At 39.1% G+C, this 22,679-nt stretch carries 18 protein-coding genes and 2 pseudogenes; 6 read left to right on the top strand and 14 right to left on the bottom strand.

Annotation, left to right across the window (positions count from 1 at the left end; translation table 11 throughout):
* Positions 1-126 precede the first annotated feature (126 nt).
* Genes H4J63_RS03600 through H4J63_RS03610 form a run of 3 tightly spaced genes read right to left on the bottom strand, consistent with a single transcriptional unit; the run spans position 127 to position 1,765 of the window.
* Positions 127-699, bottom strand: a complete 573-nt coding sequence (locus tag H4J63_RS03600) for a tRNA-(ms[2]io[6]A)-hydroxylase (protein ID WP_182194583.1) — start codon at positions 697-699, stop codon at positions 127-129.
* A 47-nt stretch (positions 700-746) separates the two neighbouring features.
* Positions 747-1,379, bottom strand: a complete 633-nt coding sequence (locus H4J63_RS03605; protein WP_024598393.1) for a sulfotransferase — start codon at positions 1,377-1,379, stop codon at positions 747-749.
* 14 nt (positions 1,380-1,393) lie between these two features.
* Positions 1,394-1,765: an MAPEG family protein gene (locus H4J63_RS03610; protein ID WP_182194586.1), complete on the bottom strand. Its 372-nt coding sequence runs from the start codon at positions 1,763-1,765 to the stop codon at positions 1,394-1,396.
* Positions 1,766-1,917: 152 nt separating this feature from the next.
* Here H4J63_RS03610 and H4J63_RS03615 point away from each other — a divergent pair, with 152 nt between their 5' ends.
* Positions 1,918-3,264 (top strand): DUF2254 domain-containing protein, encoded by a 1,347-nt coding sequence (locus tag H4J63_RS03615; protein WP_182194588.1) that lies wholly within the window; start codon positions 1,918-1,920, stop codon positions 3,262-3,264.
* A gap of 134 nt (positions 3,265-3,398) precedes the next feature.
* Here the strand turns inward: H4J63_RS03615 and H4J63_RS03620 are convergent, their stop codons facing one another.
* The 3 genes from H4J63_RS03620 to ggt form a co-directional block, all read right to left on the bottom strand.
* Positions 3,399-4,124, bottom strand: coding sequence for an SIMPL domain-containing protein (locus H4J63_RS03620; RefSeq protein ID WP_024596616.1), 726 nt, complete (start codon positions 4,122-4,124; stop codon positions 3,399-3,401).
* Between the two features lie 153 nt (positions 4,125-4,277).
* Positions 4,278-5,972: an NAD-dependent malic enzyme gene (locus H4J63_RS03625; protein WP_154903103.1), complete on the bottom strand. Its 1,695-nt coding sequence runs from the start codon at positions 5,970-5,972 to the stop codon at positions 4,278-4,280.
* Positions 5,973-6,114: 142 nt separating this feature from the next.
* The gene (gene ggt, locus H4J63_RS03630; RefSeq protein ID WP_182194591.1) at positions 6,115-7,893 is read right to left on the bottom strand and encodes a gamma-glutamyltransferase; all 1,779 of its coding nucleotides are present in this window, start codon (positions 7,891-7,893) and stop codon (positions 6,115-6,117) included.
* A 97-nt stretch (positions 7,894-7,990) separates the two neighbouring features.
* On the opposite strand from ggt, the gene rrtA reads away from it, so the two are divergent.
* Entirely contained in the window at positions 7,991-8,575 is a 585-nt protein-coding gene (gene rrtA, locus H4J63_RS03635; RefSeq protein ID WP_182194594.1) for a rhombosortase, read from the top strand.
* An 81-nt stretch (positions 8,576-8,656) separates the two neighbouring features.
* Here the strand turns inward: rrtA and H4J63_RS03640 are convergent, their stop codons facing one another.
* The 5 genes from H4J63_RS03640 to H4J63_RS03660 form a co-directional block, all read right to left on the bottom strand.
* Positions 8,657-11,161, bottom strand: coding sequence for a prolyl oligopeptidase family serine peptidase (locus H4J63_RS03640; RefSeq protein ID WP_182194596.1), 2,505 nt, complete (start codon positions 11,159-11,161; stop codon positions 8,657-8,659).
* 132 nt (positions 11,162-11,293) lie between these two features.
* The gene (locus H4J63_RS03645; protein WP_154903096.1) at positions 11,294-12,469 is read right to left on the bottom strand and encodes an endonuclease/exonuclease/phosphatase family protein; all 1,176 of its coding nucleotides are present in this window, start codon (positions 12,467-12,469) and stop codon (positions 11,294-11,296) included.
* Between the two features lie 123 nt (positions 12,470-12,592).
* A complete protein-coding gene (locus H4J63_RS03650; protein ID WP_154903094.1) occupies positions 12,593-13,741 on the bottom strand; it encodes a 5-(carboxyamino)imidazole ribonucleotide synthase in 1,149 nt (382 codons plus the stop codon).
* A 2-nt stretch (positions 13,742-13,743) separates the two neighbouring features.
* A complete protein-coding gene (gene purE / locus H4J63_RS03655) occupies positions 13,744-14,226 on the bottom strand; it encodes a 5-(carboxyamino)imidazole ribonucleotide mutase (RefSeq protein WP_002962540.1) in 483 nt (160 codons plus the stop codon).
* Positions 14,227-14,377: 151 nt separating this feature from the next.
* Entirely contained in the window at positions 14,378-15,967 is a 1,590-nt protein-coding gene (locus tag H4J63_RS03660) for an ABC-F family ATPase (protein WP_076914937.1), read from the bottom strand.
* Between the two features lie 637 nt (positions 15,968-16,604).
* Between H4J63_RS03660 and H4J63_RS03665 the strand changes: the two are divergent.
* From H4J63_RS03665 to H4J63_RS03675, 3 genes and pseudogenes are all read left to right on the top strand, one after another.
* Positions 16,605-16,847 (top strand): annotated as a pseudogene (locus H4J63_RS03665) (porin); the annotation flags it as partial.
* Between the two features lie 96 nt (positions 16,848-16,943).
* Positions 16,944-18,161: an IS4 family transposase gene (locus H4J63_RS03670; RefSeq protein ID WP_182194599.1), complete on the top strand. Its 1,218-nt coding sequence runs from the start codon at positions 16,944-16,946 to the stop codon at positions 18,159-18,161.
* Between the two features lie 24 nt (positions 18,162-18,185).
* Positions 18,186-19,160, top strand: a pseudogene (locus H4J63_RS03675) (porin); the annotation flags it as partial.
* 778 nt (positions 19,161-19,938) lie between these two features.
* Here the strand turns inward: H4J63_RS03675 and H4J63_RS03685 are convergent.
* The 3 genes from H4J63_RS03685 to H4J63_RS03695 all read right to left on the bottom strand — a co-directional run bounded on the left by H4J63_RS03685 (position 19,939) and on the right by H4J63_RS03695 (position 22,112).
* A complete protein-coding gene (locus H4J63_RS03685) occupies positions 19,939-20,820 on the bottom strand; it encodes an alpha/beta hydrolase (RefSeq protein WP_182194602.1) in 882 nt (293 codons plus the stop codon).
* 30 nt (positions 20,821-20,850) lie between these two features.
* The gene (locus tag H4J63_RS03690; RefSeq protein WP_024593948.1) at positions 20,851-21,462 is read right to left on the bottom strand and encodes a MarC family protein; all 612 of its coding nucleotides are present in this window, start codon (positions 21,460-21,462) and stop codon (positions 20,851-20,853) included.
* 167 nt (positions 21,463-21,629) lie between these two features.
* Positions 21,630-22,112, bottom strand: coding sequence for a GNAT family N-acetyltransferase (locus H4J63_RS03695; RefSeq protein ID WP_182194604.1), 483 nt, complete (start codon positions 22,110-22,112; stop codon positions 21,630-21,632).
* A gap of 107 nt (positions 22,113-22,219) precedes the next feature.
* Here H4J63_RS03695 and H4J63_RS03700 point away from each other — a divergent pair, with 107 nt between their 5' ends.
* Complete coding sequence (locus tag H4J63_RS03700) at positions 22,220-22,420, top strand: hypothetical protein (protein ID WP_182194607.1); 201 nt, start codon at positions 22,220-22,222, stop codon at positions 22,418-22,420.
* Positions 22,421-22,679: the final 259 nt, after the last annotated feature.

Here is a 22,679-nt window from a genome sequence, read left to right on the forward strand (position 1 = left end):
TAAATGTGGTTTTTATTATTTTGATTCGCAAATTGCAAATCAATAATTCATGAAGGGTTTAACCAAGAAATGAGAGTAGAGGCAGGTGGCGCAAAGCGAATAAAATAGGCTCTGCGCTAGTTTTAGTTAATGCAAAGCCGCCGTAAATGGGATGCTTTCACAGATTTTAGCTTCGGCTATAAGTAACTCTTCCAGGCGAACATCAACTTCTTCTTTATCAAAGTATTCGTAAGCAAGCTCTACAAAAAGGTTTTTATGTTTTTCTTCTGACTTGGCAATCGCAACATAAAAGTCTTTTTCTTTACCCTCAGGAAGTGCTTGTGCAACTAAAGAAAAACGCTCGTGACCACGTGCTTCAATTACACCGCCAACCAGTAATCGGTCCATTAAAAAACCATCACGACCATGTCTAAACAGTGCACGTATTTGTTTTATGTACGGGTCTTTTTTGTCGTCACCTAAGTTTACATCGCGCTCTAAAAGTAACTTAAGCACTTGTTTAAAGTGTATTAATTCTTCTAATGCTAAGTCGGTCATGGCTTTTACTAATTTACGTTTGTCTGGGTAATGCGAAAGCATAGACATAGCCATACCCGATGCTTTTTTTTCTGCAGCGGCATGATCTTGTAAAAAAGTATTAAAGTCAGCAAGGACAACTTCGGTCCATTCAAATGGGGTGTGGTATTTTAATTCAAACATGTTCTGTACAACTTAAATAATAATGCGGGGATTTTAACGTATTTGTTTTAAAAAATCTTGTAAGGCAGCAATTTATCTATGCGCCCTTTAGCGGTGGATTCGACTTTTAGCGGGTGTTTAATATCGTTCCATGCGGTGACTTTGCCGCCCATATTCATTTTTTCAAAATCAGCTTTGTCACTTTTTAATGCTAAAAAATCGCATAGTTTTTTGTAGCTATCAGGCTTTGCTATATCAATGGATAAAAAATCGTTGTCACGATTCTTAAAGTACGTGTGAGCATCGTTCAAATGTGTTTCGTAGCAGTGAGCTAAGTAACTATCGTCGCTAATATTATTAAGCGAAAGCTCACTAAACGTATTTAAATAACAGCGCTTTATATGAATATTAAAGCCCCCGTCGCCGCGCGTTAAATTAGTGTGCATACGCGTTAAAAGCTGTTTTATTGATACAAGCCATGCACCAAGTTCGCGCTCTAAATAAATAAACTTAGAGTCTGGGTAATGAATATCAAGCGCTTTAAAGTCATTAAATATGGGAGTGTCGGCAATTGCGCTGGCATTTTGAAAACAGGCATTAGTATACGCGGTATGCGCTGTTGTAATGCCAAGTTCTAAAAATGCATGGCACACACTAGTTGTGCCGGTACGTGGTAAACCTATTATAAATATTTTGCTCATTAACTTTTCTTTAATTAGCCGCGTGTTACTAGTAATACAAAGGCGCTGATAATCATGACTAAAAATGTAGTAATAGTACCAATTTGGCGATATTTAAGGCTTTTTTCTACTATGCCTAAATTTTGAAACACACGCCCTACTAATAACGCACCACCTAATATATGGCAGTAATGGCTAGCAAGCCCTTGGTACTCTGCTAAAAAAAGCAAAATTAAAGCAAATGGCACGTATTCCATAAAATTTGCGTGGGCACGCACAGCACGTTGTAGCGTTGCATTACCGTTATCACCAAGCGATATTTGCTCCGCACGGCGCACTTTTATTACGTTAAAGCTTAAATAAATGTAAAAGAATGCGAGTAATGCAGTATAAGTTGAAATGATCACGGCGTTTTCCTGTTATTTTTATCGCATAAATATGCGCTCTATTATTGTGGGCGTGATAATAACACATAAATTTGAGCAGCATTATCAGAAGTTTAATAATTGCCTATGCTAAGCTAGAGGTATTAAGTTAGTAGAAAATACATAAGGATTTTATGTTTGTACCTCGTAAAGTAGCCGACAGTTACCGTGAAATGATTAACAGTATTGGCTTTTACCCTTCGATGCTTTCAGTGGGCTTTTTGGTATTTGCCATTATTACAATGTCGGTTGAATATTTAGCGCCTATTGAGCAGCTAAAATCGTTTATATCGGTTGTACTTGTTGATAGCGCTGAAAACGCACGTACTATTTTAAGCACCTTAGCGGGGAGTATTATTTCGCTTACCGTGTTTAGTTTTTCAATGGTAATGGTCGTTTTAAATTCGGCCAGTGCGAGTTTATCGCCCCGCGTAGTACCTGGGCTTATTACGCGTAAATCACATCAAATGGTTTTGGGCTTTTATTTAGGCAGCATAATTTACTCAATTATTATGCTTATAAATATTAATAAACTTGAAGGTGGCAGTACGGCTATTCCTTCAATTGGTGTGTTATTCGCACTTGTTTTTGGATTGATTTCATTAGGTTTATTTGTATTTTTTATACATTCAATCTCTCGTGCTATTCAGGTTGATAACGTATTAAATGGCTTGTTTAGCCAAACTAAAAACGAAATTAAAACAATAATACAAAGACAACAAGAGAACCCACTTGAAGACTTTCCAGACTTTAGCAAATGGCATTCGGTTAGCAGTAAAACAGAGGGCTATTACAAAGGCGTGCAAACCGATAAGCTCTGTGCCATTTTGGCAGAGCAAGATATAAAGGTGTATATTTCTGTTAACCAAGGCTATTTTACAGTTAAAGGCTATCCTTTTTTAAAGTGTAATAAAGACATATCAAACGATGAAGAGCTGATAAATAAAATTCTCGACTGCTTTATTTTTTATATAGAAGAGTACATTAGCGATCATTACCGTTATGGGTTAACGCAAATATCAGAAATTGCAGTTAAGGCAATGAGCCCGGGCATAAACGATCCAGGTACTGCGGTTAAATCAATTGATATGCTGAGTATTTTACTTATTCAACGACTTTCAATTAACGATATTAACTACTCGTTTAAGCACAGTGATAATGCCCCATTGTTGTACCTTCATGAAACAAGCTTTGATGAGTTATTACACGACAACTTTACACCGCTGCGTAATTACGCCAAAGGCGATGCATACGTAATGACAAACGTGCTTGAGGCATTTAAAAATATTTTGTTTGTTGCCCATAAAGATACCGATGCACGCAACAGTTTATTTAATTATTTAAATGCGATTGTTGATGACATAAATGAACATGTAACTAATGAATACGACAGACGCGAAGTGACTAATATGCTCAACTCAATAGCGCGTATTAGCCAAGAGCAAGGTGAGAAGTTGGTGGCACGTTTTGAGCACCACTAGGGCGTGTTGAATTATTTGGATTGAAATTTGTTCAATCTAGGGGCGATTAAATCGCGGCGCGAGGTTTGTAACCTAGTGGGCTAAGTAAAAACCGAGCAACATAGAGTTAATCGTCCCTAGGAAGAACCTATATTTTAATCTATGTAGTACACAGCATAGCTTGAGGCTGTTACTTTAATCTCTCCAGCATGGTAGGCATCAGGTACATAGTTACTTGGTGCGCTATCAGCCATCATTACTTTTTCTGCGCGCATATAAGGCTGCGACTGCACATTGAGTGGACTTAGTGACGCGCTGTATAATCCTTTTAAATCAACGTCATAATCCTCACTAAACTCTTTTGCAGCATCCCGTGCGTCTTTAATTGCTAACTTTTGCGCTTTTTTATGCAGCTCGTTGTAGTTGCTTGCTAAAAATTGCGTTTGATTAATTTCGTTAATACCGTTGTTAACTAAGCTTTGTAGTAATTCAGGGTATTTATTTATATCGCTGAGTTTTACTGTTAACGTACGAGAAACCTTAAAGCCTTTAAATTCTTGATTACCGGTAGTGCGGTTGTATTGGCTATCACGGTTTATTGAAATTTGCCCTGCGTTTATATCTCCCTCTTTAACACCAATCTCTTTTACGAGCTTAATTGCCTTGGCGATAGTTAAGTCGGTTTTATTTTTAGCAGCAATTAAGTCTTTATCAACTTCGGTAATACCTACACTAAGCTGTACGTAATCTGGCATTGTAGTAAGAGTCGCTTCGCCCTTAACATAAATATGAGGAGCATCGGGAGTCGCTGCCGCAAGTGCATCAAAGCTAAGTACGTTTAAAGCCAGTGCACTACCTAAAACAAGAGTCAGTGTTTTCATTAAGTCGATCCTTTAATTATGTAAAAGCAAGTAAACACCGTACGTGGTTAATTAAATATGAACAAGCACAAAAAACAGGCAATTGCCTGTTTTTTGTTAAGCATTGTAACTGTGCCTACAACGTTATTTATTTTTAATTACTTATAAACCTAATTAAACACTACAACGTTTATAGTTACGGTATTTTGGTAACCAGTAATTTTTGTCGATTGCTGCCCATAACGCATCATCCGTAATCTCAAGAGCAACGCCCTCTTCGATTGCCTTTTTAGCGATGGCAAATGCAATACGTTTACTTAGCGTTTCAATTTCAGTCAAGGCTGGTAATAAACTACCTTTACCTGTGTTTGCACGCGGCGACGACTCTGCAAGCATTTCGCTAGATACACTTAACATTGCATCTGTAATGCGTGTCGCTTTAGCGGCAATAACCCCTAAACCAATACCCGGGAAAATATAACTGTTGTTACATTGTGGGATTGGGAACGTTTCGCCATTGTACTCAACAGGATCAAATGGGCTACCTGTGGCAACAAGTGCTTTACCGTCAGTCCACTTAATCACATCAGCAGGATGCGCTTCTACTTGCTTAGATGGATTACTTAATGGGAAAATAATTGGCTGTTCACAACCGGCATGCATAGCGCGTATTACTTGTTCTGTAAATAAGCCAGGTTGACCAGAAACACCAATCAAAATGTCAGGCTCAGCACAGTGCATAACATCCAGAAGTGATGCGTACTGGCCGCTGTACGTCCAATCACTTAACGAGCCTGTAGGTTGTGCAAGTGCTTGTTGGAAATCGCGTAAGCCTTCCATACCCTCACTAAGCAAACCAAAACGGTCAACCATAAATACTTGGCTACGCGCTTGTGCTTCTGAAATACCTTCAAAAACCATTTGGCTAATAATTTGCTCAGCAATACCACAACCAGCAGAGCCTGCACCCACAAAAACTACTTTTTGCTGGCTTAGGGTTGAATTTTTAACACGACACGCAGCAAGTAAAGAACCGACCGTTACAGCCGCAGTACCTTGAATGTCATCGTTAAAGCTACAAATTTCATTGCGGTAGCGCTTAAGTAATGGCATTGCATTTGGCTGTGCAAAATCTTCAAACTGAAGTAATACATTTGGCCAGCGACGTTTAACCGCTTTAATGAATAAATCTAAAAACTCATCATATTCGTCTTGAGCAATTCGCTTATGGCGTGCGCCCATGTACATAGGATCGTTTAAAAGCTTTTCGTTATTAGTACCCACATCAAGCATTACAGGCAATGTGTATGCTGGGCTTATACCACCACACGCTGTGTAAAGTGACAATTTACCAATTGGAATACCCATGCCACCAATACCCTGATCGCCAAGGCCTAAAATACGCTCGCCATCGGTTACAACAATAACTTTTACTTTACCTTTGGTAGCGTTGCGTAAAATGTCGTCAATTTGGTAGCGATCTTCATACGAAATAAATAAGCCACGTGCGCTGCGATAAATGTCAGAGAATTTTTCACAAGCATCGCCCACTGTCGGTGTGTAAATGATTGGCATCATTTCTTCAAGGTGGTCACGCACTAAACGGTAGTAAAGTGTTTCGTTGTTATCTTGAATCGCACGTAAGTAAATATGCTTATTAAGGTTGTCGGTAAAGCTAGAATACTGCTGATAACAACGCTCAACTTGCTCTTCTATTGTTTCAAAGCGAGGAGGAAGTAAACCAGCAAGATTGAAATTTTCGCGTTCTTTTTTACTAAAGGCGCTGCCTTTATTTAATAGCGGTGTTTCAATTAGGCCAGGGCCAGAATGATGAATATATAAGTAGTTAGGATCAGTATTAGTTGTCATATTTCCAGGCTTTAACGGAGTCTTAAGTTATGATCTGTCATTATCAGTGTTAGAGGTTTAATTGCAACGACAATTAAGCTAGTCAGACCATTGAGAGAAAATACATGCGGGCTTCACTGCCCGCATGTATATTATACATAATTTAAAATTTGATAGTGGCGCTATTATCAGTTAAATCAGATAACGCAACACCTTCACGGCGCGGATCAGCGCCACCATATAAGGTATTATTTTTAACTTCAACTGCGTGTAAGCCTGAGTTTAAATCAATAATACGTACATTGTGGCCGCGTTTAGTAAGCGCAGGCGCAATGGCTTCAATGGTTGTGCCTTTTTCAAGGCTGGTGTAATCGTTACGATTTGTTGTACGCGGTAAGTTAATGGCGTCTTGCGCTGATAAATTCCAGTCAATAACACCCACAACAACTTGTGCAACGTAATCGATGATACGGCTACCACCAGGTGAGCCTACAATTAAACGTAAGCTGCCATCTTTATTAAATACCATTACCGGTGACATAGAGCTACGCGGGCGTTTACCAGCCTCTACACGGTTTGCTACAAGCTTGCCGTTTTTACGTGGCGATAACGAAAAGTCAGTTAGTTGGTTATTTAAAATAAAGCCATTAACCATAACCGTGGAGCCAAACGCCATTTCAATTGAACTAGTCATCGAAACGGCATTACCTTTACTATCTACTATAGATACATGTGAGGTAGAAGGTAACTCGTATGAATCATCCATTGCATAACTTAAGTACCCTACAGGATTACCTGCTACGGCTTTTTGGTCTGTTTCGGTAATTAATTTAGCGCGTGAGGCAATATAATCTTTGTTTAAGAGCTCTTGTGTAGGTACTTGAGTAAAATCGGGATCGCCCATGTACATATCGCGATCGGCAAATGCAATACGCGAAGCTTGGCTAAAGTAATGAATCGCCTTTTCGCCATTTGGCTTAAGTGCGCTCATATCTTTATGTTCAAGCAAGCCAAGCATTTGCAGTACTGCTACGCCGCCACTACTTGGTGGTGCCATAGAACACACGTTATAAGCACGGTATTGAATACATACCGCATCGCGCTCTTTACTTTTATAATCTGCTAAATCTTGTACGCTTAATTTACCAGGGGCAATTTTAGAGTGTTGTACCGCATTAACCATTTGTTTTGCATTTTCGCCTTTGTAAAATGCATCAATGCCCTGCTTTGCAATGTCTTTGTACAAATCAGCAAGTGGTTGATTCTTTTTAACACTACCCACTTCAATTAATTTACCATTTGGGTAAAAGTATTCGTTAATAATTGGCATGCTCAACACGCCAGGGTTTAACTGTCGGGCTAATAAGCCATGTAAACGCGGCGAAACTACAAATCCTTGTTCTGCAAGTTCAATAGCCGGTTTAAAAAGCGCTTCCCACGGTAATGTACCGTATTGTTTATGTGCGCTTGCAAAGGCGTGTAAAATACCAGGCACACCAACAGAGCGTCCGCCTACTACAGCTTCAATCCATTTAACGGCTTTACCGTGTTTATCTAAAAACAGCGTTTCGTCTGCATTTGCAGGTGCAGTTTCGCGGCCATCAAAACTAGTCAATTTATTGTTAGCTTTGTTGTAATACATCATAAATGTACCACCGCCAATACCTGAGGATTGCGGTTCAACTAAAGTAAGCACTAGTTGAGTAGCAATCGCAGCATCTACAGCACTGCCGCCTTGGGCTAAAATTTGTTGACCGGCTTTTGAGGCATATGGATTTGCCGCAGCTACCATGTATTTATCACCTTGCACTACTTTTTTATGGATTAATCCGGTAGCAGCTTCAGGTTCGCGAGTTTCAATTTGAGTTGCTTGCTGTGCAAATGAAGGCAGTGATACTGCGCACAGTCCAATGGCAAATAATGAGTTAAGTTTAAAATGCATAAAAATACTAAAAACACTTAATTACGTAGTTGTATTTGGCATCTTAAAGTTAAACGGGCACAATATGCAAAAATTTTGACTAAAAAAATATAATAAAATGCTTAATTTACCTATTCAACCTCGTTATATATTACCGCCTATTATTTTGCTGCTTTTTAGTACCATTTTTGCTGCATTTGATTTAAATAGTTTACTTGAATTTAACCGAAGCCTAATTGATGATGGCGAACTGTGGCGAATCTTTTCTAGCCAATTTGTTCATGCTAATTGGGCTCATTTGGGACTAAATGCCAGTGGTGTTTTACTAATATGGTTACTACATGGCGAATACACATCACCTACTCGTTACGCCGTTAATATAAGTGCGCTGGCACTGTGGTGTGGACTTGGCGTGTATTGGTTTTGCCCAAGCATACATATTTATACCGGATTAAGTGCTCTGCTGCATGGCGTAATTATTTGGGGGGCAGTTAAAGATATAACCGTAGGGCTTAAGTCGGGTTATTTATTATTTATAGGCGTATGGATTAAAATAGCGTTTGAGCAATTTAGCGGCCCTAATGCTGATATAGGAAAGCTTATTAACTCCACTGTGGCTATTGATGCACATTTAATTGGTGTAATTGGCGGGACTCTGCTTGCCATACCACTGGTAATAGAGCTCTTTAAAAAGAAAAAATAAAGTTAGATTTTGTTCAACCCAATAAAAACGCCGCATTAGTTAACTAAACCAATGCGGCGTTTTTGTTTTTATAATTAAAGCTTAAAGCGTTTCTTTAAATAATTTATGAATACGGCGGTATTCGTCTAACCAGCTTGAAGGCTGTACAAAGCCATGCGGTTCAACAGGGAATATAGCTGTTTCAAAGTTTTGTTTTTCAAGCTCTATTAAGCGCTGTACTAAACGCACTGAGTCTTGAAAAAACACGTTATCGTCAACCATTGGGGCATTAATTAATAAACGTTTGTTTAAGCCCTCAGCGTAATAAATTGGCGAGCTGCGCTCATACGCAATCGGGTCAACATCAGGATGGTTTAATATATTAGCAGTGTACCCCGTGTTGTAATGTGCCCAATCGGTAACAGGTCTAAGTGCCGCACCCGATTGAAACAACTCAGGCGCGGTAAACAATGCCATAAAGGTCATAAAGCCGCCGTAAGAGCCACCATAAGTGCCGACTGCTTTGGTATCAACGTTGGCATTTTGCGCCATCCATTTAACGCCATCGGCTAAATCTTGTGTTTCAGGCGTTCCCATTTGACGATAAATTGCGGTGCGCCAATCACGCCCGTAACCTTTAGATGCGCGGTAATCCATATCCATTACTATGTAACCTTCATCAGCGAGCAATGAATGAAACATAAATTCACGAAAATAAACCGAAAATCCCATATGTGAGTTTTGTAAGTAACCCGCGCCGTGGTTAAAAATAACTGCTTTGCGATTTTTACCTACTTCACCTTCTACGTAATCAGCTGGGTAGTACACTTTTGCGTATATTGGTTGTTCGGTATGGCTAGATGGCACAGCAACAATTTTAGGTGCAGTTAGCTTTTTAGCTAAAAACTCATCCGACACTGTATGAGTTAATCGCGTTGCTTTCGTATTGGCTTGTGCGTCAGCTACATAAAGCTCATTAGGCATCGTAATTGTAGAGTGCTTAAGGAGTAACTTGGTTTCATCTGGGCTCAACGTGTAATCGGTCATGCCGTTTAAGTCAGTAACTTGCTCGCTATTACCTGTTTGTGGGTTAACACGGTAAATTTCATACAGGCCTGGGTGTTCAACATTCGCTTTATAATAAATTGCGCTGTTGTCACTGGTAAGCGTTAAGTTAGAAACTTCAAATTGGCCTTGTGTTAGCGCGGTTGCTTTGCCATTAATTGGTTTTTTATAAAGCTGGCTGTAACCCGACTCTTCTGAAAGGTAATAAAGCGTATTTGAGTTATGTAACCACCCAAAGTCGTTAAACGCATAAGCAATCCATGCGTCGTCATGCAGGCGATGTTGCGACACAAGTTTGTTGTTTTCAAAATCAACAGTAGCAAGCCAGCGGTCTTTGTTGTCCCATGCTTCGAGCATGATAGCCACTTGCGAGCCGTCATCGTTCCATACTATTGGGCTTTGCTCAAAACCCCAGTCCATAATAAGGTTAATGCCACGAGGTGCCTTTTTAGACTTATATGTTTTACCATCACGTGCATAATTTTCTTTTTTAACTGCGGCTAAAACATCTTCGTCAAAGCCCGGTAAGGTATTAAAGCTAAGTGATGTTTGCTCTTTGTTAGTTAAATTGATGTAGACAAGCTTTGAGGTTTCTTCTTTAGCGTCGGCTACACGGCGGCGTGCTTTTTTAGGTTCTATAGTGGCGTCATTTGTAATGTAGTTAGGCATAATATCGCCATCACCACGCCAGTCTGTTTGCTTTTGTACAACAACTAACAGCGCATCACCATTTGGCGAAAGCTGTGCTTCTGCAACTTTATTACCGTCACCTAAGTAGTAAGCCGTATTAGCAATTGAATCGTTTTGTTCATTAACTTGCTCACTGCGCGCTTGCTTGTCTTTTTTATTTTTTTGTTGAAGCGCCACAAACTTAATCAATTTATGCTGCTCTTTAGCAATATACGTGCTTGGCTCTTGAATCCCTTTTGGCTCATCAGCAAGTTTTAAGTTAGCAAGCTCGCTCGTTAAGCCTGTTTTTAAATCAACTTTAAAAAAAACATTGCCTTGGCGGTAAACTAAATCGCCATTATTTAAAAATTGTGGTTTAGACTCGTTTGCTGATGTAGCTGTAATTTGCTTAAGTTCACCGGTTTTTAGGTTTTTAACAAACACATTGCCTTTAAACGTGTAAGCCGCCATTGTTTTATTTTTAGAATAAACGGCTTTATTAGAACCCACAGTATGAAGTTTATTAAGAGCTACCTGCTCTGCTGTTTGGCTAGTAACAGATTGGCTAAATAAATTGCGTAGTGTATTACCTTGCTCTTTTTGAGCATAAATAATAGTAGCCGAATCGCTAGCCCAGTAAGCGTTCTCTGGCTGATTGCCCATCCAATCAGGATCGGCCATTGCTTGTTCTAGCGTTATTTTTTGTGAGCCGATATCTGCTGGCGTGTTCACAACCGCAGCAACCTTACTTGCTGGTAAAGCACTTTGCTGTGTTGAAGAGGTGTTAGCGGTAGCGCTACAACCTGCAAGCATAACACTTGAGGCAACAGCTAAGGCCACTAACGTTTTAGATGAAGAAAAATTAAAAATCATAGTGCTTCTATACGGTTATTATAATTAAGCCGTATTTAAGCAGAAGCACTTAAGTTATTGCAATTTTTTAAGATAAATAGCCATTAAACAGGGTAAAGCTCAGTTTACTAGCGCTTCTCTTGTTAATAGGCGTTATTCAATTACCAAATCAAGCCAAACCAGTCGGTGATCGCTCGATGCGTTTCTATTTTTAATTAAACGATATTCACTACTCGCTTTAGTAGGCCAAAACACACCACCACCCTTAATTTTTAAACCATAGTTTGACGGTAAAACGTAATCAACACGGGCTTGCCAATTAGCACTGTAATTTTGTGCATAAGGCACATCATACTGCTCTTTAGCACCTTCGCTTTTTGGAACAAAGCTTGCGTTGATAAGTGGGTTTTTAAGTAATTGCTCGGTGGTATTTGTACGGGCTTTGTCCCCCTCAGGGGCTGCATTTAAATCGCCTAAAATAACAAAACGAGAGTGAGTTTTTAAACCGCCCTTTTCGCCTTTATCGTCGTAAATATACTTAGCATTTGAAACGTAATCGGCAATTAACCTTACTTCATCGTGGTTACGCTTGCCGTTTCTATCCTCTTCACCGTCAAATACAGGCGGTGTTGGGTGAGATGCAATAACATGAATTGTTTTATCATTTACGTTAATAGGTAAATCCCAAAACGATTTAGAACTGAGTCTAAGTGCTTGCCATTCTTGTGCGTTATACCAGTTTTCACCTGTTTTAGGCATCACAGGCATTTGTGCATTTGGCATGTCTTTATATTTAAAGGTTTGAAGGGTTCTTACTTTATCAAAATTAATTGGGTATTTTGACAAAATAGCCATACCATAATGCCCTTCAAAAAAGCCAAAGCCTTGTGCATCGCCCATCACGCCATTTTTTTTGCCATCGTTATCTAAATCAAACTCGGTAGCTAGGCCTGTATTTACTGGTGCAATGTAAGAGTAAGGGTAATTAATAGCGGCTTGTTTTTGCTGACCTACATTTAAATAATGTTGATTAAAGTATTCAATTCCCTGCTCTTTTGGGATGTAATCAAATTCGTTAAGTAAAATAATGTCAGGGCGAACACGTTGAATAATTTCCGCTATATTCTTAATTTGCTGGTGGTTTGCTTTAAGTGCATTAACTAAAGCATCACTTCTAACTTGCTCACCTTTAGGTGTGTGATTAGTTGCATCCATACTTACATTAAAAGTAGCAACACGAAGAGAGTCTGCTGCAAATGCACTGTTACTAAAAAAAGGACTAAAAGAAGCGGCAACAAGTAGTGCGCTATAAATTGCTTTAAGTTTCATTAAATAATTTCACTGTAAAATTTTAGACGCAATCATTATTTCACAATCTAGGTAACCTTGCGCTTTTTTTAAGTACAAAAAAAATGCCGAGCAAGCTCGGCATTTAATAAAACGTTTAGCCATTTAATGAAGAATTATGTTAGCTGCCGCTTTTAAAATACCTGGGTAGTCTTGCTCAGGTAAATATTCAGTAAGCTCACCTAATTTATCTGCTAGATCGTTCATGCTAGTGGCCGATACGTTTATATGGCCCATTTTACGACCTGGTTTTGCAGTTTTACCGTACCAATGGCTCGTTACATCAACCGTTTTTAATACTTCACTTGGAATACGTGGTTGGCTTAATACGTTTATCATCGCGGTAATGTGTTTAAGCTCTGTATTACCAAGCGGTAAGCCTGCAACAGCGCGCATGTGGTTTTCAAACTGCGAGCAATGGCAACCTTGTTGCGTCCAATGGCCTGAGTTATGTACGCGCGGTGCAATTTCGTTAACGAGTAACGTGCCATGTACATCAAAAAACTCAATAGCTAACACGCCAACGTAGTTAAGCTCATTTGCTATTTTTGTAAATGCATCGTTTGCTTGCGCTTCAACACTTTGATTATTTTTACCAGCAATAGAAAGCGTTAACACACCATTAGTGTGCTCGTTTTCTGTTAGCGGATATATAGCAACATTACCGTGTTTGTCGCGCGCACCAATGATAGATACTTCACGATCAAACGGGATCATTTTTTCAGCAATAATCGTATGTGGCGCAAGCTCGGTGCCTGATGCAATAAAATCAGCCATTTGTGACCAAATTTCGTCTATTTGATCATCCGATTTTAAACGCCATTGGCCTTTTCCGTCGTAACCCGCTTGGCATGTTTTAATTACAAGTGGTTTACCTAGAGTTTTAACGGCAAGTTCTAAATGCGCTTTTTCAGTAATTAATTGGTACGGCGCACAAGTTACGTTTGTTTTATCAAGCAATGCCTTTTCAAGCGAGCGATCGCCACCGGTTTTAATAGCGGCTTTTCCTGGGTAAAACTTATTACTGTTACAGCAAAGTGTTAGTACGTCATCAGGAATGTGTTCAAACTCGGCAGTAATGGCATCAGCGTTTGATATTGCTTGCTCAAGCGACGTGTTATAAATGTCACCAGTTAGCGGGTGCACAATTTTTTTACTGCCTACATCGTATGCAACAACGTTTAAATTAAGCGGCGCGCCTGCAAGGCTCATCATACGTGCAAGTTGCCCTGCACCTAATATTAAAATATTCATTATTACTCTGCAGGGTTTGGATTAGCTAATATAGTGTCGGTTTGCGCTTTACGAAACGCTTCAATTTTTGCAAAAATTTCTGGATTTTGACATCCTAAAATTTGTGCAGCTAATAAACCCGCATTTGCTGCGCCCGGCTCACCAATGGCAAGCGTACCTACCGCAACACCTTTAGGCATTTGGCAAATAGATAAAAGTGAATCAACACCATTTAATGCTTTTGATTTTACAGGTACGCCAAGTACAGGAAGCGACGTAAAAGCAGCTGCCATACCTGGTAAATGCGCAGCGCCGCCAGCGCCAGCAATAATAACTTTAATACCACGTTCTGCGGCTGAACTTGCGTAATCAGCAAGTAATTGAGGAGTGCGGTGTGCAGACACGACTTTGGTTTCGTACTTAATGCCAAAATGCTCTAGCATAAGTGCTGCATGTTCCATGGTTGGCCAATCTGATTTAGAACCCATAATAATGCCAACAGTCATAAATACTCCTCAGTAATGTATTTTAAAAATAGCGGACTTATGTCCGGTTTTAGGCGGGTATTATACCCAAACCAAGTTTAATTGCGACTCACAAAAACAAAAAAAGCCATGTTTAAACATGGCTTTTTAGAGTTAACGGGTAAATAACTAATTAAGCTTCTTTACTCGCTAGGTATTCTGCGTAGTTGCCTCTAAAGTCGATAACTTTACCGTCTTTAATTTCCCAAATTCGGGTTGCAACCGATGATACAAACTGACGGTCGTGGGAAACAAACATCAATGTGCCCTCGTAAGCTTCAAGGGCTAAGTTAAGCGCTTCAATTGATTCCATATCCATGTGGTTAGTTGGCTCATCCATTAACAATATGTTTGGCTTATGCATCATAATTTTACCAAACAACATGCGGCCTTGCTCACCACCTGAAATTACTTTAACTGATTTTTTAATATCGTTTTGAGAGAATAACATACGGCCTAAGAAGCTACGAACCACTTGCTCGTCGTCGCCTTCTTGTTGCCATTGCTCCATCCACTGAAACAAGTTCATGTCGGTTGCAAACTCATCAGCGTGATCTTGCGCGTAGTAACCAATATTCGCGTTTTCTGAGAACTTAAACTCACCAGCTTTAGGGGCTAAGCGCCCTGCTAATGTATTAAGTAATGTTGTTTTACCAACACCATTTTCACCAATAATAGCAATACGTTCGCCAACTTCTACTAAACCTTCAAGTCCAGAAAACAACGTATTGTCGTCAAAACCTTGTGTTAAGTTTGTCATTTCAAGTGCGTTTCTGAATAACTGCTTTTCTTGATCAAAACGGATAAACGGCGTTTGGCGTGAAGATGCTTTAACTTCGTCTAATTGGATTTTGTCGATACGTTTAGCGCGCGATGTTGCTTGCTTAGCTTTAGATGCGTTAGCAGAGAAACGAGATACAAACTGTTGAAGTTCAGCAATTTGGTTTTTCTTTTTCGCATTTTCGTTAAGTAATTGCTCACGTGCTTGCGTTGCTGCAAACATGTATTCGTCATAATTACCTGGGTAAATACGAAGCTCGCCGTAGTCAATGTCGGCCATGTGTGTACACACAGAGTTTAAAAAGTGACGGTCATGCGAGATGATTATCATGGTACAGTCGCGCTGATTTAACACGTCTTCTAACCACTTGATGGTGTAAATATCCAAGTTATTAGTAGGCTCATCAAGTAGCATAATGTCTGGGTCTGAAAACAATACCTGTGCAAGTAGCACGCGCAGCTTAAAACCCGGTGCAATTTCTGACATTGGGCCAAAGTGTTGGTCAGTGCCAATACCTACACCTAATAAAAGCTCACCTGCTTTAGATTCCGCAGAGTAACCATCCATTTCAGCAAATTCAGTTTCAAGATCGGCTACTTTCATACCGTCTTCTTCACTCATTTCAGGTAAAGAGTAAATACGGTCACGTTCTTGTTTGATTTCCCACAGCTCTTTGTGGCCCATAATTACGGTATCGATTACTGAGTATTCTTCGTAGGCAAACTGATCTTGATTAAGTTTAGCAACGCGTTCGTTAGGATCAGTACTTACATTACCTGAAGACGCTTCAAGCTCACCACTTAAAATTTTCATAAATGTTGATTTACCACAACCATTTGCACCGATTAAACCGTAACGGTTACCATCGCCAAATTTTGCTGAGATATTTTCAAATAATGGTTTAGCACCAAATTGCATGGTGACATTAGCTGTACTAATAATAGCGCTACCCTCCAAAGGAGTAATGATGTATTTAAATTGCGCGCAGTTTAAACCAAAATGGCCTGTTTTTCTATGAAAGTTTAAAAGCAAAATACTGCGTTTTAGCCATTTATTATGGCTATGTAGTTAGTAGTAAAAATAACGGATTAGATTTAATGGTTTCGTTAATCTTTATTCAACTTATTCTAATTAAAATCCATAAAGTATGTTTTACAAACAGGCATAAGAGATTAGAAATTACGATACAAATTAGAGTAAAAACACTTTTAACGTGTTTGTGTGTTTACTTAACTCATTTTTGTTCACCCTATAATAATAAAAAGTTATAATTATGAAAATAAAGTACTTTTAGAGCTTTTGCACTAGTTACTACTTTTTAACCAAGATGAAATTAATTCAAATTACAATTTTTACACATCGCTAATTCCTCATCCTATTTACCTATCAAACCATTAAAAACATAAACTTTTGCAACACCTGAAAAACAAAATTAACCTTTAGTGAATATCCGTTAAGTTTAACAGTTAATTTTATTGAGTATTTTTCACTTTTGAGCCGTTTATTGCTTTGTTAGTCTTCGAATCTGAATTTTTACCTACGTAAAAAATTGACCAATTTACACAGGGCAACACACAAGATGAGCAAAAAATTAGCGACGCTTTTTAGCGCAAGTATTGTATTCGCACCCGCTGTTTCGGCAGTAGAATTATACAAAGATGACAAAAATACTGTTGAAGTTGGTGGATATCTTGATGTGCGTGTTATTAATACACAAAACGAAACCGAAGTTGTTAACGGTACTTCGCGCATTAACTTTGGATTTACCCGAAAGCTTAAGAAAGACTGGACCGCACTCGCACTCGTAGAATGGGGTGTAAACCTAAAGTATCCCCAGAATTAGCCTTTACATATCAATGAACTAACAGTATTAAAAAATGTGGGTAGTGAGGGAACATTCATGGTGTTTTGTGATCTTATGAATCGCTTAAAAACAACAGAACTAAACACCATGAATGCGTCTACTATTTTGCACAATATGCTCCGCGCTGTCACCCCTAACTCTATTCATAAAGCCAGATTTAATACTCTAGTCGCTGCCGTTAAATCTCTTTTGCACTGTCAGCAATGCACCTTGACGTCTATCGGCCGCAATTTGGATTCAAAAACAACTGAAAAACATGATATTAAACGTATTGACCGACTACTCAGTAACAATGAGCTTTTGCTTGAATCGATATCGGTTTATGTTCGCTTAAGCCGTTTTGTGGTCACTGAAAAGCATCCCGTCATTTTGGTCGATTGGAGCCATGCTGATACACAAACCAAATACTGTATTCTGCGTGCCAGCATTGTCAGTGAAGGTCGCTCTTTAACCCTGTATCAGGAAAGTGCATTCAGCTTTCAATATCATTGCCCAAAAGTGCAAAAACGGTTTTTAAAGATGCTCAAACTGATCTTGCCGAGTGATTGCCGCCCCGTGATTGTGACGGATGCGGGCTTTAAAGTCCCCTGGCTCAAAGCCGTGCGGAACAATGGCTTGCATTATATTAGTCGGGTTCGTGGTACGGCACATTTGAAAACGCAGGACAGCGATGAGTTTATTCCATGCCAGTCACTATTCAAGAACAATCAGCGTAAGAGCCAGTATCTTGGCGCGACCGAGCTGACCAAAAGTGCAAAATATCAAACTCATGCAGTGTTGGTTGGCAAGGGACATAAGTTATTAAAAAGAGATAAAAAACGCGGTTATAAGGAGCCTTGGCTACTCGTTTCTTCTCTTCCAAAAAGACACCACTTTCTCGAAAAGGTGCTCAAGCTATATGGAATGAGAATGCAGATAGAGGCAGGGTTTCGAGACCAAAAAAGTGTTAGGTTCGGCTTAGGCTCAGATCTGCACAGAACGAACAAACTCTATCGATTAGACATACTTTTACTGCTCGCAACATTGGCTCATTGGTTCTCAATGATGCTGGGTGCTGTGATAGACAAAGCAGGAAAGACAGGGGCTTTTCAAGCTAACTCAAGCAAAAACAGGCGAGTAGTGTCATGGGCATTTGTTGGGTTGCGATACTTCAAAAAACAGTCCATTAAGCTGCGGCGGCGAGATTACTTGGAAGGGCTAGCCTATTTCGTACAGGTGGTAGTGCAACTCGATTGGAAAAATATGGATGTGAGTGATGTGATTGAAATTTAATAATTATTTTTGGGGATCCCTTAGGGTGTAAACCCTGTTGGCAGCAGCGATATTATTTATAACAATCGTTTTGAGTCTATCCAGGATGAGTTTTTGTATAACCGTTTAGGTTACGCAGGGCTTTCGCATGAAAAGTACGGGCAACTAACTATTGGTAAACAATGGGGTGCATGGTACGACGTAGTTTACGGCACAAATAATAGCTTTGTATGGGATGGTAATGCGGCTGGTGTTTACACCTATAACAAAGACGATGGCGCTGTTAATGGCACTGGCCGTGGAGATAAATTAGTGCAGTACCGCAATAGCTATAACGATTTTAGTTTTGCAGTACAAGCACAGCTTAAAAACAGCGAATTTTATACCTGTGACGTAACCGACATTTCAGAAGAAGAATGTGAAGCACTTTGGAACTCTGGCGATAGTGCAGCCCAAGAAGTTGAATTTAATTACACATTTGGTGCGTCTGTAACTTATACCCCAACTAACATGCTAACACTTACAGCAGGTGTTAACCGTGGTGAGTTTGATTTAACGTTTGGCGATGGTTCTACTCGCAATGTTGAAGATTTAATTTATGGTGCAGGTATTATGTGGGGCAACATTGATGAGCCCGGCCTATACGTTGCAGCCAACGTAAATAAAAACAAAAACCACGACACAGATAACATTGGTCGCTTAATTAAAGACGCAATCGGTGTAGAAACATTTGCATCTTACCGCTTTGATAACGATTTTCGCCCTTTTATTGCCTACAACGTGTTTGATGCTGGTGATGATTACGTAATTCAGCCAAACTTTAACGCCGACCCAGACGATGTATTTAAGCGTCAGTTTGCTGTTATTGGCCTTCACTACTTAATTGACGAAGACACTATTGCCTACGTAGAAGCGCGTAAAGACTTTAGCGACTTTGAAAGCGATAACAAAGAGCAACAAGCACAAATGGAGCAGTCGGAAGATGACGGTATAGCATTTGGTTTTAGATATAAGTTTTAAATATAAGTTTATAAAACGACTACAACTTCCCTAAGCACAACCCTTTTAGCCCTTTTAGCCCTTTTAACTGGGCTTTTTTTATTTTTCCATACTTTTTTCAATACTCGATTTTGCATTTAAGGCTATTTCAAAAAAGGCATTAACAGCCGCATTGGTATCTGCTTTTTTAATTTGTAATAGCACCATTCACGATGCCCCTATTTTTTACGTTTACCATTTTGCTGCTCATTACAATGAGCGAGGAAAACTTTAATTAATCACTCATAGTCCACACTCGCCATTTATAATTTTAGTGGATGTAGTTATCGCAGGCTTTATTATTTTGACTACCTCCTTGATTACTTTTTATAATTTGACTTTATTGCTAAGTTTAACGTTATAGAAATATTTAGTATGATGTGTTCTTTTACTGTAAAGCCACCAGCCAACTTATATTAACTGCATTAAGAGTATAAAAAGAAGGTGAAACTATATTGAAATTGCAAAGTACTGACACTGCTTTTTACTGATCACAAATACCTAAGGCTGCTTAAAAGCAGTCACATATAGGTGTGGTATATGCTCATGGGTACTGACGGTATTCTAATTCAATAGTCATGTACTGTATATAAGAACAGTACATGTGATTGCTGTGAAAAAATAATTTAAACCTACCTTTCTTTGTAAGTCGTTAATAATATTGAACTAAGTAAAGTGTTATAAAGTTGATTCGTTATCATAAATAGATAAAACAACGATAACTGTATGTATATACAGTTATCACTTAAACCAATCTATCTTACTTTTTAATAAACGTACTATAACCAGCTAATGCCTTAGCCACACTAATTGATGGAGTATCTGAATGCTCAGCACCTTTGTTTATATCACTTTGCCACACAAGGTTATTGTTAGGATTGGTTGATAAAGCGGCCTCTAAATTACTAAACGCTTTTAACATTAGCGGATGCTCTGCCCCGCCCACCGAAAGATATAAATATGTAGACGACTTCACTTTGTTATCTTGGGCACTTAAAAACGCTTCTACATTATTAACTACGGTCATATCGTCATACCAAGCCGCAGGGCTAAAAGCAAAATAGCCATTAAACAATTCAGGCTTTGTATGCAGCGTATAAAGTACAAAGCTACCACCTGCCGAAAAACCACTTAAAACACGGTTATTACTAAGCTTATATTTTGCTGATAGATAAGGGAGTAACTCAGTTTCAATAAACGCTAAAAACTTGTCGGCTTCACCATTTGGTTCAATAAGTGTTTCATTTTCTGTGCGCGCTTGTGTATTTACATCTTGGCGAGCATAAGGAGGCACTAAATCGCGATTACGTGTATCTGTAAAAAACAAATTAGGAATAGACACCAATATAGCCTTCTCCCCTTTTTCGCTCTTAGCTTGTTTTGTAAGTGCTTTGTCCCATGTATCTAAATTAAAGTTACCATCGGTTTTAATAATTAACGGATACGCTTTGTTAGGATTGTAATTAGCGGGTAATCTTATAAACACTTTGCGCGACTCATTAAGCACGCTTGAGTTAATTGTTACATCTGTATAGGCCGATACATAATGGTTGTAATAACGTATGGCTAAAATACCTATAGCAAAAATGACTACGGCTAAACTTAAATTAATAAAATAGTGTTTTGTTATTTTTATTGCCATGCGGCATTCCTTTAAATATTTAGGATTTATTTAATCGAGCTTAACCCATTGTTTTATTTCAAGCGCGGTCATAATAAGCTCAACCGAAAATGCGGCTAAAATCATCCCCATCACACGCGTTAAAATAGACGCGCCGCCAGTACCAATAAGCTTAATTATTTTACCCGAAAGCAGCAACAGTATTAAAGTAATACCCAACACACCAAGTGTAACAAGCGCTGTGCCTATTTGAGTAGTAATTGGGTGTATGTGGTTGTCGGTAAGTAGTATCACCGCCAAAATAGCGCCTGGGGTCGCCGTTGCGGGTATAGCTAGCGGAAACACTGCTATATCGTGATCAGGGTCTTGTTTAGCTTTGTTAGAATCGTTTCCAAATATCATTTGCAGGCCAAACAAAAACAATATAATTCCACCCCCTAACTGAAACGACACCAACCTAATTCCCATCGCATTAAGTATTAGCTGCCCTATTAAAATAGAACCCAATAGTACGCAACCAGCATAAAGCACCGTTTTAAAGGCTGTTTTACGACGTTGTTGATCTGTTAAATGAGAAGTAAGCGCAGCAAACAGCGCCATAGTGCCTATTGGGTCAATGGTAGCCCAAATAACAAGCGCATCTTGAGATAGTTTTTCTAGCATATAAAATCCTTGTTAAGCGTAAATATTTAATAAAACACGGGTAACAAATTCATTTGCTTACGCTTAACTATAATAGAAAGCCGTTATTTTTTGTATTTTATTTACACTTGAAGGCGTTGACCTTTCAGGATTGAAAAAAGATAAGCACTTATAATTGCCGTCTTTCGTTAAAGTGATTTATGCCAAATAGAATTTTCTCTTAAACTAAAACCTAACTTAATAAGTAAATTATGGGAACGTGCATTGTGTGCACTCACCTCAGCCGATAAATGTTTAAGCGCAATTTCCTTAAGTAGCGTTTCAATAAAACCGGTGACTACTTCAAACATTACACCTTTATCCCAAAAGTCGGGGTGCAGCTCAAATCCTATAAACGCACTACTTTTACACGGTGTTAAATTATAAAGCCCACAAGTACCCATTAACTTCCCAGATGTATTATGTTCAATTGCCACTCTAATCACTTCGCCTTCGTAATAGGCGCTAATATCATCTTGTATTAATTGTTTGATTTGTGTTTTGCTGAGCGGTGTTTCGTAGTCGTTAAATTCTGACACATGCGGGTGGTTTAAAATATTAAATAAACACGCAGCGTGTTTGTGGGTAATTAAACGCAGCGTAACGCGTTCAAGCTTTGTGGTATTAAACATTTTATTTAAGTGGTTAGTTAAATTAGCTCTTTATGGGCAGGCATTATTAACTTACCATACCCCATTAACAAGCATTATCTTTAAAGCAAAAAGAGTAAGAGAACGTAATGAGTGACGATTTTCAAGTAATACAACCCACTACCACAGTATATTGCCCAAAGCGCGGCGAAGGCTGGACCTTAACAGGCATTACTAATATTAACGAGTTTACCTCAGTAATGTTTGACGGCACACGCTATACACTTCCAGCACGCGAAATAGTAGAAGAACTTCTTCCTAACCAAGTAGCGCGTGAGCAAAATAGCTAACCAAACACATACACAATAAAAAGGCTGCAAAATTGCAGCCTAGGGTCTGTTGATCTTTGCGGATTGAAATTTGTTCAAACTAGGGGCTATTTAATCGCGGCGCGAGGTTTGTAACCTAGTGGGCTAAGTCAAAACCGAGCAACAAAGAGTAAATAGCCCCTAGGAAGAACCCTTTGGGCAGCGCCTGTTTGGCATTAATGCTACGTTATCGCCTATTTATGGGGAATAACCACACTGTATAGGCTCTGCCTTGCCTAAA

This window comes from Pseudoalteromonas sp. 5Ae-yellow (assembly GCF_014077565.1).
Taxonomy (GTDB): domain Bacteria; phylum Pseudomonadota; class Gammaproteobacteria; order Enterobacterales; family Alteromonadaceae; genus Pseudoalteromonas.